The sequence below is a fragment of the Paraburkholderia sp. J11-2 genome (genome assembly GCF_905220185.1).
GTDB lineage: Bacteria > Pseudomonadota > Gammaproteobacteria > Burkholderiales > Burkholderiaceae > Paraburkholderia.
This window is the reverse complement of the sequence record NZ_CAJMYY010000001.1, coordinates 348,234-361,304: the sequence shown is the minus strand read 5'-3', so window position 1 is coordinate 361,304 and position 13,071 is coordinate 348,234. Positions and strand designations below refer to the sequence as shown.

Here is a 13,071-nt window from a genome sequence, read left to right as displayed (position 1 = left end):
TCATAAGCGCGCTTCGGAGCGCTTGATCACAATCCTGCCGCACGCGCCGCGCTCGCGGCATCGGCACGCGCGCGGCGCAGCGTCAGCACGAAGCGTGCGCCGCCTTCCGGTGCGTTGCTCGCCGTGAGCGAGCCGCCGCAATCACGCGCGATCGACGAGGAAATCGCGAGTCCGAGGCCGAGCCCCTGCCCCATTTCCTTCGTCGTGAAAAACGGCTCGAAGAGGCGCGGCAACACATCCTCGGGAATGCCCGGTCCATTGTCGCTCACCGCGATGGCAAGCGTCGCCGCGCTCGCCTGAACGTCGATCGCAATGCGCGGCGCGGGCAGCCCCGCCACGGCGTCGAGCGCATTGCCAAGCACGTTAATGAGCACTTGTTCGAGCCGCAAATCGTCGCTCTGCGCGCTCAGGTCCGGGTACTCGGCGTCCACATCGAGCGGCACGGGCGGCGCGCCGTCTTCCGTCAACGTGAGATCCACGCGCACGCCGTCGAGCCGCTTGCCGAGCAACGCGAGCGAGTTGCGCAGCGCGCGGGCAACCGGCGCGCGCGCGCTCCTCGGCCGCGCGCGTCCGACGAACAGCTTGAGCTGGTTCACGATCTTGCCCATGCGCTCGGTGAGTGCACCGATCGCCTCCAGGTTTTCGGTGGCCGCCGCGTACTGGCCGCGCTCGAGAAACACACGCGTGTTGTCCGAGAAGCTGCGCAGCGCCGCAAGCGGCTGGTTCAGTTCGTGCGTGATGCCCGCCGCCATCTGGCCGAGCGCCGCGAGCTTGCTCGCCTGGATCAGCTCGTCCTGGGTCGCGCGCAGTACGCCTTCAGCGCGCGTGCGCTCCGCCACCTCGCTCTGCAGACGCTCGTTCGCCTGCGAGAGATCAGCGGTGCGCTCGGCCACGCGCTCGTTGAGCATCGCGTAGGCCTTTTGCAGCATCGCGCGGCTGCGCATTACTTCCTTCACGCGCGCGCGCCGCATGCGCCAGTAAAAGCCAAAGAGGCACAGCGAGACATAGCCGAAGCCCGTCATGATGGTCGCATTGCGCGAGGCTTCGAGCACCGGGTCGATCGACGACATGGTGACGAGATGCCAGTCGGGCTCGCCAAGCGAGCGGCGCGTCTCCAGGTAGCGCGGCGCGCGGATGCCCGCACCCATGCGCACGATGTCGGCGTCGCCCGGCAACACGCGCTCGACGCTTGCCGGCAGCGGCGCGATCGGCTCGCTCGCGTACTGGCGCGTGGCGTCGATCGAGGCCACGACAGCCGGTGGCAGCGGGCGCACCGTGCGGTACTTCCACGCGGGCACCGAGGAGAGAAAGATCACGCCGTGATCGTCAGTCACGAGAAGCGGCTCCGAGGCATCGGTGCCCGGAAACCATTCGAGATTGAGCTTCACCACGGCCACGCCGACGATTTTGCCGTCGCGCCGCACCGGCTGCGACACGTAGTAGCCCGGATCGTGCGAGACCGTGCCGATGCCGAAGAAGCGGCCCACGCCGCCCTGCATCGCGCCGATGAAATACGGCCGGAAGCGGTAATCCACGCCCACGAAGCTATCGGGGTCGCGCCAGTTGCTCGCCGCGATGCTCATGCCGTCGGCGCGGATGATGTAGGTCGTCGTGGCGCGCGCGTGGCGGTTCACGTCTTCGAGATAGCGGTTCGCGGCGGCCACCCACTCGGGTCGCGGATCGACGAGCACGTTCTGCACGAGCGGATGCTCGCCGACGATATAGGGCAGCGAGTCGTAGCGCTCGAGCGTGCTCTTGAGCGAAGCCGCGGTGCGGTCGCCGCGCACGGCCGCGTTGCGGCGCAGCGCGTCGATGCCGGCCTGCCACGTGAGCGCCCACGTCAGCGCGCAGACCGCGACGAGACCGGCTGCGAGCGCGAAGAGGATGATGAGGCGGCGCGTCACGTGAGCGGCTTCCAGGCGGTCAAGGGGATGAGGGAGATTGTGGCACACGGCCGCGCTGGGGCGTCCGGCTCGTCCGGGGCGGACAGCGGCCTCCGGGCGCGCTCAGGCAAACGTGCAGCCGCGTCAGACGATACAGGCAAAAACGGGCGGTGCGCTCACGCAGGGGAAACGGGCGCGCCGCCCAACGGCCATGGCCGCGAAACAACGAGAGAAGGAACATCGGCGGGCGGCGCGCGCCTCGCGGCTTGCGCGCCGGCGCCGCTTACGCGCCCGCGCTTTCCTTCAGATCTTCGGTCTGGCCTGAGAGCACGGCGCGCAGCTTGTTGCGGTCGAGCTCCTTCTCCCATGCCGAGACCACGACCGTCGCCACGCCGTTGCCGACGATGTTCGTGAGCGCGCGGCACTCGCTCATGAAGCGGTCGATACCGAGAATCAGCACCATGCCCGAGAGCGGAATGGTCGGCACCACGGCAAGCGTTGCCGCCAGCGTGATGAAGCCCGCGCCGGTCACGCCGCTCGCGCCCTTCGAGGTGAGCATCGTCACCGCGAGCAGCGTGAGCTGCTGGGTCCACGTGAGGTCCGTGTTGGTCGCCTGCGCGATGAAAAGCACTGCCATCGTCATGTAGATGTTGGTGCCGTCGAGGTTGAACGAGTAGCCGGTCGGCACCACGAGGCCCACCACCGAGCGCGAGCAGCCAAGGCGCTCGAGCTTCTGCATCAGCTGCGGCAGCGCCGATTCCGACGAGCTCGTGCCGAGCACGATCAGCAGCTCTTCCTTGATGTAGGAAACGAAGCGAATGATCGAGAAGCCCGTGAAGCGCGCGATCGCGCCGAGCACGACGAGCACGAACACGATCGACGTGAGGTAGAACGTGCCGATCAGCTTGAGCATCGGAATGAGCGAGCCCACGCCGTACTTGCCGATGGTGAACGCCATCGCGCCGAACGCGCCGATCGGTGCCAGCTTCGTCACGATCTTTACGATGCCGAACAGCACGCCCGAGACGCTTTCGATGAACGCGGTCACCGGGCGGCCACGCTCGCCGATCTGCGTGAGCACCGCGCCGAACAGCAGCGCGATCAGCAGGATCTGCAGGATCTCACCCTGCGCGAACGCCGAGGAAATCGTGTCGGGAATGATGTGCATCAGGAAGTCGACGCTGCTCTGGCCGTGCGCCTTTTCGGCGTAACTCGCCACGGCCTTGGCGTCGAGCGTGTTCACGTCGACGTTGAAGCCCGCGCCCGGCTTGAGCACGTGCGTGGCGATGAGGCCGAGCACGAGCGCGAAGGTCGAGACGATCTCGAAGTAGAGCAGCGCCTTGCCGCCCACGCGGCCCACCTTCTTCATGTCCTCCATGCCCGCAATGCCGGTCACGACGGTACAGAAGATGATCGGCCCGATCACCATCTTGATGAGCTTGATGAAGGCGTCGCCGAGCGGCTTCATGTCGATGCCGAGGGCGGGCCAGTAGTGGCCCAGGATCACGCCGATGACGATCGCCACGATCACCTGGACGTAGAGGACTTTGTGGAGAGGTTTCTTCACGATGGTTCCTGCAAATGAGTTAAGCCAATGGCCGAACGAAGGAGGTTCGGGCCGCGACAGGACGAAACTGGGGAATCAGCGAAACCGGAAGATGGGATCGGACATCGGCTGTCTCCTGACTGTTTTTTTGTCGCGGCCTGGGTGGCCGCGCGTTCTTAGTTGCAAGGAGAATGCCAGCAAGCATCAACGCTCATCACGTTGATTTATAAGGACTTTTACTCAATGAACAAAGGCGCGAATCTGGTTTTCCAGAATCGCGCCCTACTGCTGTTTGGATTTCCAGAAACGGCGGGGGTGTTGCGTCAGCCTCGCCCCTTCCACGGCACGAGGCGCTTTTCGAGCGCGCGCATGCCCAGATCGAAGCCCCAGGCGATGAGCCCGATCAGCACGATGCCCATCACCACGACATCCGTGCGCAGGAAGCTCGACGCGTTGAGCACCATCTGGCCGAGACCCGCCGTCGCGGCGACCATCTCGGCGGCCACGAGCGTGGTCCAGCCAAAGCCGATGGCGATGCGCAGGCCCGTGAGGATCTCCGGCAGCGCGGCGGGCAGCACGACGAAGCGCACGATCTGCGCGAAGCCGCCGCCGAGCGACGCCGCCGCGCGGATCTGCTCGACGCTCGCGCTCTTCGCACCGGCGCGCGCGGCCATTGCGATGGGCGCGAAGCAGGCGAGCCAGATCACGACGATCTTGGCCGTCTCGTCGATGCCGAACCAGATCACCACCAGCGGCAGATAGGCGAGCGGCGGCAGCGGCCGGTAGAACTCGAGCGGCGGATCGAGCAGGCCGCGCGCGATGCGCGACACGCCCATCAGGATGCCCACGGGAACGGCCGTCACGACCGCGAGCAGGAACGCGCCGAACACGCGCAGCGCGCTCCAGAACAGATGCTCGGAAAGCGGCAGACCGCCCTGGATGCGGCCGTGCCAGGCGTCGGCGAACGCTTGCCAGACGGCTTCGGGCGTTGGCAGGAAAAGCGGCGGCAGCCAGTGCAGGTGCGTGGCGAGCCACCAGAGCAGCGCGAGCGCCGCCACCGACGCCGCGCTCAGCGCGGCGGTCGGACCTTCGCCGGGCATGCGCCAGACTTTCGAGCGGGCGGCTTGCGCCTCGCGCGCCCCATGCGCCTCGCCGCCGTGGGGCTGTACGCGACGCGCCTTCAGCGCGACTTCTCTCAACGATTCCTGCGGCACGCTCATACCGGCTCCTCGTGTGCGTGTGCGCCCGCGTCCGCGTGCAGCAAATCGACTAGCCGCTCGCGCCACGCAATGAATTCCGGCGACGACTTCACCGCGCGCGCATCGCGCGTGGCGAGGTATTGGCGCGCGAACGGCACTTCGTACTCGCGCTCGATACGGCCCGGCCCCGGCGTCATGACCACGATGCGCGTCGCGAGAAAAAGCGCCTCCTCCACGCTGTGCGTGATGAAGAACACCGTCTTGCGCGTGCGCGCCCAGACGTCGAGCACGAGCGTTTGCACCTGCTCGCGCGTCAGGGCGTCGAGCGCGCCCATCGGTTCGTCCATCAGCAGAATCTGCGGGTCGCTCGCGAGCGCGCGCGCAATGCCCACGCGCTGCTGCATGCCGCCGGAGAGCGCATACACGCGTTCGCGCGCCTGCGCTTCGAGCCCCACGAGCGCAAGCTGCTCGCGCGCGATGCGCTCGCGCTGCGCCTTCGGCACGCCCCGAAAACGCAAACCGAGCGCGACGTTGTCGAGCACGTCGAGCCACGGCAGCAGCGCATGCTTCTGGAACACCACGCCGCGCTCCGCGCCCGGGCCCTCCACGCGCGCGCCGTTCACGCGCACCTCGCCCTGCGCGGGTTCGATGAAGCCCGCGATGCAGTTGAGCAACGTGGTCTTGCCGCAGCCCGAAGCGCCGAGCGCGACGACGAACTCGCCGCGCGCCACTTCGAGGTTCACGTTCGCGAGCGCGACGTTCGGCGGCGCACCGCGTTGCGCGCCCTCATAGATGACGGTGAGATCGCGGATCGCGAGCGCGCTCATGTTGTAAAGCTCCTTGCGTTCAATGCGCGGCGGCGCGCTGCACGTACTGCGGATCGACGCCCACCGAGTAGTCGGGCAGCACGTTCTGGATCGTGCCCTGCTCCTTGAGGAAGGTCGCCGTGGCGAGCAGCGACTGCGCCGCGCCCGACTGCGCCCCGCCGCCCAGCCATTGCTTCGAGGCTTGCTCGGCGGGCGTGGGGAAGGCGTAGAGCGCGAGGCTCGCCGGCACTTCGGCGGCATTCGCCCCCGACTCCTTCGCGACGGCCTGCACCTGCGGCGAAGCCGCGTTCCAGGCGCCGCGATGCGCGCTGTAATCGGCGTCCGCGGCGGCCAGCACCTTGACGAACTTCGCGACGAAATCGGCGTTGTCCTTCGCGAAGCGCTTGTCCGCGACGAAGCCGTCGAAGGTCGCCTTGCCCGTGGCCTTCGCCACCTGGCCCGACGTGATCAGCACCTTGCCGTTTTTCTTGACCTGCGCGAGCACGGGGTCCCAGATGTAGGTCGCGTCGATGTTGCCGCGCTGCCAGGCGGCCGCGACTTCGGGCGGACGCAGGTTGACGATCTTCACGTCGGCGGGATTCACGCCCGCGTTCTGCAACGCGACGAGCGCGTGAAAGTGCGAGGTCGAAACATACGGCACGCCGATGGTCTTGCCTTTGAGGCCCGCGATGCTCGTCACCCCCGAACCGTCGCGCGCGACGAGCGCTTCGGCGTCGTTGATGTTGTCGAGAATCCAGAACAGCGAGAGATCCACACCCTGCGAAAGGCCCGCTGCGATCGGGCTCGAACCGGCCTCGCCGAGCTGCACGGAGCCGGATGCGAGCGCGCGGATCACGTCGGCGCCGCTCGCGAGCTTGCGGTAGGTGACCTTGTAGCCCGTTTCCTTCTCGACTTCGCCCGTGGCCTGCGCGTAGCGCCACGGCACCACCATGTCCTGATACGCGATCACGACCTCACGCGTTTCGGCCTGCGCGCGCGGCGCGCCGAACGTGGCTGCGAGGCAGGCGGCGGCGAATGCAACGGCGGCGATGTGCGGGCGGCGTGCGAAGGCAGGGAGAGCGCGTGGGTTCATCGGGAGACTCCGGCGGAACGACGTTCGAGTGAATGAAGGTTCCGACTATAGGGAGTCTGGCGGCGGGTGGTTCTAACTTATCCGCGTTAGCTAATGACGCTGCTGGAGCATTGCTTTTCGCGCCGCAATGGATGGCGTGGAAATCGACGCACGACACGCGCTGTTCGAGCGCAGCGCATAACGAAAAAGCCCGCTTTTCAGCGGGCTTTTCGTGTTGCGTGCTTGCAGGAAGCGGGGGCTGGTTTAAACCACCCCTGCCCCATGCGCCTGCAGATCGGCGTGATAGCTCGAACGCACCATGGCGCCAACGGCCGCGTGCGTGAAGCCCATCTTGTATGCCTCTTCCTCGTACATCTTGAACGTGTCCGGATGCACGTACGAACGCACCGGCAGGTGATGCTCGGAAGGCTGGAGGTACTGGCCAATCGTCAGCATGTCGACGTCGTGCGCGCGCAGGTCGCGCATCACCTGAAGAATTTCCTCTTCGGTTTCGCCCAGGCCCACCATCAGGCCCGACTTCGTCGCGACTTCGGGATGCAGCGCCTTGAAGTCCTTGAGCAGCTTGAGCGAGTGCGCGTAGTCCGAACCCGGGCGCGCTTCCTTGTAGAGACGCGGCACCGTTTCGAGATTGTGGTTCATCACATCAGGCGGCGCGGCGTTGAGGATCTGCAGCGCGCGATCGAGACGGCCGCGGAAGTCCGGCGTGAGAATCTCGATACGCGTTTCGGGCGACTGCTCGCGCACCTGGCGGATACATTCGACGAAGTGGCCGGCGCCGCCGTCACGCAGATCGTCGCGGTCAACGCTCGTGATCACGACGTACTTGAGCTTGAGCGCGCCGATGGTGCGCGCGAGGTTCGCCGGTTCGTCCGGATCGAGCGGATCGGGGCGGCCGTGGCCCACGTCGCAGAACGGGCAGCGGCGCGTGCACTTGTCGCCCATGATCATGAACGTGGCCGTGCCCTTGCCGAAGCATTCGCCGATGTTCGGGCAGCTCGCTTCCTCGCACACCGTGTGCAGGTTGTGCTCGCGCAGGATGTTCTTGATTTCGTAGAAGCGCGAGTTGCCCGTGGCCGCCTTCACGCGGATCCACTCGGGCTTCTTGAGCTTCTCGATGGGAATGACCTTGATCGGAATGCGCGAGGTCTTGGCCTGCGCCTTCTGTTTTGCGGTGGCGTCGTAGGGAACGGCGTCGGCGTTGGCGCCAGCGGGGTTCGCAGTGATGTCAGTCATGCTTTCGATCCAGTCAGGCCGCCGGTGCAACGCCAGCCTGCGGTTGCGGCGGTTCCCCGCCGGAGACGGCCGATACGGCCGGTTCCACTCCAGCCGCTTCGGCCGAAGGGTCTGTGGCAGCCGCTTCGGCTACCGTGAGAAGTGTTGCTGCGTGCGCCGCGAGATTCGCCTCGAGCCGCGCCGCCAGCGTGGCGGCAACATCGCGCCAACTCGCCTCCACACCCAGCGTGGCCATGTCGACGGTTTCGAGACCGGCGTAACCACACGGATTGATCGCGAGAAATGGGTTCAGATCCATCGATACGTTCAGGCTCACGCCGTGATAGCTGCAGCCATTGCGGATCTTCAGCCCGAGGGCGGCGACTTTCGCGCCCTTGTGCGCGGCGCTCGCGCCGCTGGCCTCTTGCGGCACGTAAATGCCGGGGGCGCCTGCCTTGCGCTCGCTCGCGAGATTATACGCCGCCAGTGTTTCGATCACGGCGTCCTCGATGAGCGTGACGAGCTCGCGCACCATCAGCTTCCGGCGCCGCAAGTCGAGCAGCAGGTAGGCCACCACCTGGCCCGGCCCGTGATACGTGATCTGCCCGCCGCGATCGATCTGCACGAGCGGGATGCCGCTGTTGGCGACCAGCAGGTGCTCGGGCTTGCCGGCCTGGCCCAGCGTGAACACAGGCGGATGCTCGACGAGCCAGATTTCGTCGGACGTATGCGCGTCACGGGCGGCCGTGAACTCGCGCATGGCGTCGAAGCTTGTTTGATAAGCCTCGTCGCCGCGCCAGCGCACGACGATGGACGAACCTGCCGTTTGGGAATCGGCCGCGGCTATGCCGGGGTCCGAAGAGATTTGCGAGGGTGAAACCGGGGTGGCGCACATGATTTCGGGAGTTTACCGAATTCGGGACAAGCGCGCCGGGCATGCTGCGGATAACGGCGGCGATGGGTTGCCCGCCCATCGCCGCCGCTTTTGGGTCAAACCGTGGGCTCAAACCGTGCGCCAGCCGTCGCCAATGTGAACGCCTGCGCGCTGCGCAGCGCGTGCGGCGATATCGACCACGCGCTCGCTCAGGCGCGCCGGCGCGGCGAACCCAACCCACGCGGCCGCACCGCCTTCCGCACCGATCCACAAGCGTTCGCCGCGCCGCAGCCGCAGCGTGTGGCCGGGTTCCAGCCAGTAGTCGGCGGTGTCGTCGCTGCGCGTGACCCAGACGGTGCCGCACTTCACGGTGAGCCGCGTGCTGCGCGTGACGCGCACCGAGGCCGTTTGGTCGGCCGCCACTTCAAACGTGATATCCGAAGAAATTTCTCTCATTTTCGACTCCGAATGACCTGCTCCGATGGCTACAATCGTAGACGCCATAAGGGATCGGGAAAAACGATCAATTTTCACGGCTATGTGAGAAAAAATACGATATGGATCTGCGCCAGCTACCCGCACTGAATGCGCTCAAGGCCTTCGAAGCGGCCGCCCGCCACGAAAGCTTCTCGCGCGCCGCCGACGAACTCTTCGTCACGCACGGCGCCGTGAGCCACCAGATCCGCGCGCTCGAAGCGGAGCTGGGCGTGGCGCTCTTCGCGCGCGACGGCAAGCGCGTGCGCGTGACCGACACCGGCCGCCGCTACGCCGGCCAGGTGCGCGACGCGCTCAACCAGCTCGCGCACGCCACCCAGGAAATCCGCGCGGGCGACCGCGACCGGCGGCTCGTGGTGTCGATGCTGTCGTCGTTCGCGGCGCGCTGGGTCACGCCGCGCATCGGCCGCTTCATCGAGGCGCATCCCCAGTGGGACGTCGAGCTGCAATCCACGAATTCGCTCACCGATTTCGCGCGCGACGATGTCGATGTCGCCATCCGCTTCGGCTACGGACACTATCCGGGCCTGCACGCCGAGCTGCTGCTCGACGAGATCTTCTTTCCGGCCTGCTCGCCCGATTTCAACGGCGGCAAGCTGCCCACCGACCCGCGCGACCTCGCGAAGCTGCCGCTGCTGCGCTCGGACGACGAACTCTGGCGCCCCTGGTTCGACGCCGCGGGCCTCCAGGACCTGCCCGAACCGAAGCGCGGCGTGCTCTACCAGGACTCGTCGAACCTGCTGCAGGCGGCCATGGACGGCCAGGGCATCGCGCTCGTGCGCCGCTCGCTCGCCATGCACGAGATCACGCTCGGGCGTCTCGTGCGCCTCTTCAAGGACGTCGACGGGCCGAGCCCCTGGCGCTACTACTTCATCTGCCAGCCGCAACGCATGCAGACCGAGCGCGTGCAGGCCTTCCGCGACTGGGTGTTCGACGAGGTCGCGCGCTTTCGGCGGCTCTACGAGGACGCTTGCGAAGCCGGTCCGCTGATGACGGCGGCCGCGGCGGCGCAACGCGCCCGTGTGGGCGACGTGCCCTGAAACGAATGCCTCAGATGCAACAAGGGCCGCGCATGGCGGCCCTTGTCGTTCGAATCACTGCCAGCGAAGCGCCAGCGCTTACAGCACGATCTTCACCATCGGATGCCCGGTGAGGGCGCGATAGATGTCGTCGAGATGTGCCTGGCTCGTGGCGCGCACCGTGACGGTGAGGCCCGTGTAGTTGCCGCCGCTCGACGGACGCGTCTCGATGGTCGTGGCGTCGAAGCCGCCGTCGAATTCGCGCAGCACCGTCACGATGGTGTCCTGGAATTCCGGATGCGTCTTGCCCATCACCTTGATCGGGAAGTCGCAGGGGAATTCGATCAGCGATTCTTTCGCTTCGGGGTTGCTTGCCTGTTGTGTCATATTCATTTCTCCACTACCTGTAGCTCGGCGGCCAGTGCTTGCACAGCCTCCGCCTCGCGTTGCTTCGCGCGCTGGTACGCCGCATGGAGCGCGGCGTACACCGGGCCCGGCTTGCCGGCGCCGACCGGCTTGCCGTCGAGCGCGACGACCGCCAGCACTTCCTTCGTTGCCGACGTCACGAGAATTTCGTCTGCCTCGCGCAGTTCGGCCTCGGCCACTTCGCGCGCTTCGAAACGCACGCCGCACGCCTCGGCCAGTTCCTCGATCAGGCCGTAGCGGATGCCTTCGAGAATGCGGTTGCTGCGCGGCGGCGCAAAGAGCGCACCGCCCTTCACGACCCACACGTTCGCCGACGAAGCCTCGGTCAGCCAGCCGTCGCGCAGCTGGATCGTCTCGAACGCGTCGTTTTCCGCTGCGTGCTGCGCCATCAGCACGTTGCCGAGCAGCGAAGTCGACTTGATGTCGCAATTCAGCCAGCGCTTGTCTTCAGCGGTGACGCAGCGCACGCCATGCTCGCGCTGCGCCTGGCCGGGCAGCTTGAGCGGATTGACCATCGCGAACACAGTGGGCGTGGCCGCCGCGGGAAACGCGTGGCCGCGCGGCGCGACGCCGCGCGTGACCTGCACGTAGAAGTTGGCGTGCGCATCCCGCGCGAGCGCGCCCGCCGTTTCGTTCGCCTCGATCAGGCGCGCGACGAGTGCGCGCCAGCCCGCCTCGTCGAACGGATTCGCAATGCCAACCTTCTCCAGCGAACGCTTGAGCCGCGCGAGGTGCTGCGCAATGCGAAACGGCACGCGCACCTTGCTTTCACCATCGGCTGCGTCGAGCGCATAAACGGGCACGACCTCGTAGATGCCGTCGCCGAAGATGAAACCGCGATCAAGCACGGGAATGCGCGCTTCGGAAAGCGGCGTGAGTTCACCGTTGAGCCAGACGAGCGGCTCGGCGGCTTGCGTCGTTGGAGCGCCTGTCATCACTTCTTCTTGTTGACCATGAGCATGAGCGAATCCCACACGCGGCCGACGATACCGGCTTGCGGCACGGCTTCGAGTGCGACGAGCGGAACCTGTGCGAGCACCTTGCCGTCGGCGCCCACGAACTTCGCGGTACCAACCTGCTGGCCAACCGTGAACGGCGCGATCAGCGGGCTGCTCAGTTCGACCTGCGGCTTGGCCTTGTCGGCGGCGCCCTTGGGCAGCGTCACGTACTGGTCCTTCTGTACGCCGACCTTCACGGCGTCGAGCGTGCCCTTGTAGACGCGCGGCGTCGCCACGGCCTGGTTCGCCTGATAGATGCGCGTGGTGTCGTACGCGCTATAGCCGTAGTTCAGCATCTTCAGGCTGTCCTGCACGCGGTCGTGTTCCTTCTCCTCGCCCATCATCACCGAGACGAGACGGCGGTTGCCGCCGCTCGCGAGCGGACGGTGGGCCGATGCGATCAGGCAGTAGCCCGCGGCTTGCGTGTGGCCGGTCTTCAGGCCGTCGACCGTCGGGTCGATCCACAGCAGGCGGTTGCGGTTCGGCTGCTTGATATTGTTGTACTTGAATTCCTTGACCGAGAAGATCTCGTAGTACTCGGGATAGTCGCGGATCAGACGCGTGGAGAGCGTGGCGAGGTCGCCAGCCGACGTGTAGTGATTCGGGTCGGGCATGCCGTTCACGTCGGCGAAATGCGTGTGCGTCATGCCGAGCTTCTGCGCTTCGGCGTTCATCATGGTGACGAAGTTCGCTTCGCTGCCACCCACCAGTTCGGCGAGCGCGATGGCCGCGTCGTTGCCCGACTGGATGATCATGCCGTACACGAGGTCATGCACCGAGACCGGCTTGTTCGCTTCGATGAACATGCGCGACTCGTCGTTCTTCACGCGGCGCACGGCTTCGCTCGGCGTGACGATCTGGTCCATCGTGATCTTCTTGCTCTGCAGCGCCTCGAACACGAGATACGCGGTCATGAGCTTCGTGAGCGACGCAGGCTCGACGCGCTCATTGGCATTGCCGGAAGCGAGCACCTGATTCGCGGTGGCGTCGACGAGCACCCACGAGCGCGCATTCACGCCCGGAGGCGGCAGCCCGCCGAGTACGTTGTCCGCAGGGGTGCCGACAGCCACTTCTGCTTGCGGCTGCGCCTGTACTTTCACGCCCGCAGTGTGTGCGGGCGTGCGAGCGAACGCGCTCGCGCTCGCCAGAAGCGCGGCGGGCACAAGCGCTGCGAGCGTGACATTGCGAACGAGGGAAGAAGGAACAAAAGAAGACGGTTGGCCGGAGGAGAGAAAACGCATAGGTTCAGGTCGGGCTGAATGGGGACGGGATGAACGTAGCGCGCCATGCGGCGCACGGTCGGAGAAAGCCGGAATGCGGGTGCCGTGCACGCGCCGATCGCAGCGCAGCAAGCACAAAATTGGCGAACATTATACGCGTCACGTCGCGGCGAATTTTCGCGATGTCACACGTTTGCGCATACCTGTCGTGCATTTTTCACGCATTTCTCTCGCCAGACGCGACGTGACGGCCAGGTGACGAGCGGCTTGCATCGGGCCCCGAAACATCGGCGCCCGATG

12 protein-coding genes are annotated in these 13,071 nt (G+C 66.3%); 1 reads left to right on the top strand and 11 read right to left on the bottom strand.

Going from position 1 to position 13,071, the window contains the following annotated elements:
* Positions 1-26 precede the first annotated feature (26 nt).
* From U5A57_RS01640 to U5A57_RS01605, 8 genes are all read right to left on the bottom strand, one after another.
* Entirely contained in the window at positions 27-1,952 is a 1,926-nt protein-coding gene (locus U5A57_RS01640) for a sensor histidine kinase (RefSeq protein ID WP_321907573.1), read from the bottom strand.
* 214 nt (positions 1,953-2,166) lie between these two features.
* Entirely contained in the window at positions 2,167-3,450 is a 1,284-nt protein-coding gene (locus U5A57_RS01635) for a dicarboxylate/amino acid:cation symporter (RefSeq protein WP_321907572.1), read from the bottom strand.
* Between the two features lie 302 nt (positions 3,451-3,752).
* Positions 3,753-4,649 carry an ABC transporter permease subunit gene (locus U5A57_RS01630; RefSeq protein ID WP_321907571.1) on the bottom strand — a complete coding sequence of 299 codons (897 nt, stop codon included), beginning with the start codon at positions 4,647-4,649 and terminating at the stop codon, positions 3,753-3,755.
* A complete protein-coding gene (locus U5A57_RS01625) occupies positions 4,646-5,455 on the bottom strand; it encodes a taurine ABC transporter ATP-binding protein (protein WP_321907570.1) in 810 nt (269 codons plus the stop codon). The genes U5A57_RS01630 and U5A57_RS01625 overlap by 4 nt, the downstream gene beginning before the upstream one ends.
* Positions 5,456-5,474: 19 nt before the next feature.
* Positions 5,475-6,527 (bottom strand): taurine ABC transporter substrate-binding protein, encoded by a 1,053-nt coding sequence (tauA, locus tag U5A57_RS01620; protein ID WP_321907568.1) that lies wholly within the window; start codon positions 6,525-6,527, stop codon positions 5,475-5,477.
* 243 nt (positions 6,528-6,770) lie between these two features.
* Complete coding sequence (gene lipA, locus U5A57_RS01615; RefSeq protein ID WP_158756805.1) at positions 6,771-7,760, bottom strand: lipoyl synthase; 990 nt, start codon at positions 7,758-7,760, stop codon at positions 6,771-6,773.
* A 13-nt stretch (positions 7,761-7,773) separates the two neighbouring features.
* The gene (gene lipB, locus U5A57_RS01610) at positions 7,774-8,634 is read right to left on the bottom strand and encodes a lipoyl(octanoyl) transferase LipB (RefSeq protein WP_321907565.1); all 861 of its coding nucleotides are present in this window, start codon (positions 8,632-8,634) and stop codon (positions 7,774-7,776) included.
* Between the two features lie 108 nt (positions 8,635-8,742).
* Complete coding sequence (locus tag U5A57_RS01605) at positions 8,743-9,069, bottom strand: DUF2917 domain-containing protein (protein ID WP_321907564.1); 327 nt, start codon at positions 9,067-9,069, stop codon at positions 8,743-8,745.
* Positions 9,070-9,170: 101 nt separating this feature from the next.
* On the opposite strand from U5A57_RS01605, the gene U5A57_RS01600 reads away from it, so the two are divergent.
* Positions 9,171-10,148 (top strand): transcriptional regulator GcvA, encoded by a 978-nt coding sequence (locus U5A57_RS01600; protein ID WP_321907563.1) that lies wholly within the window; start codon positions 9,171-9,173, stop codon positions 10,146-10,148.
* Positions 10,149-10,226: 78 nt separating this feature from the next.
* Here U5A57_RS01600 and U5A57_RS01595 read toward each other — a convergent pair whose 3' ends face one another.
* Genes U5A57_RS01595 through U5A57_RS01585 form a run of 3 tightly spaced genes read right to left on the bottom strand, consistent with a single transcriptional unit; the run spans position 10,227 to position 12,792 of the window.
* Positions 10,227-10,514 carry a DUF493 family protein gene (locus U5A57_RS01595; protein WP_407671784.1) on the bottom strand — a complete coding sequence of 96 codons (288 nt, stop codon included), beginning with the start codon at positions 10,512-10,514 and terminating at the stop codon, positions 10,227-10,229.
* A gap of 2 nt (positions 10,515-10,516) precedes the next feature.
* On the bottom strand, positions 10,517-11,488 hold the full coding sequence (locus tag U5A57_RS01590; protein WP_321907560.1) for a D-amino acid aminotransferase: 972 nt from the start codon (positions 11,486-11,488) through the stop codon (positions 10,517-10,519).
* Positions 11,488-12,792 carry a D-alanyl-D-alanine carboxypeptidase family protein gene (locus tag U5A57_RS01585; RefSeq protein ID WP_321907558.1) on the bottom strand — a complete coding sequence of 435 codons (1,305 nt, stop codon included), beginning with the start codon at positions 12,790-12,792 and terminating at the stop codon, positions 11,488-11,490. Before U5A57_RS01585 ends, U5A57_RS01590 begins: the two co-directional genes overlap by 1 nt.
* Between the last annotated feature and the right edge of the window lie 279 nt (positions 12,793-13,071).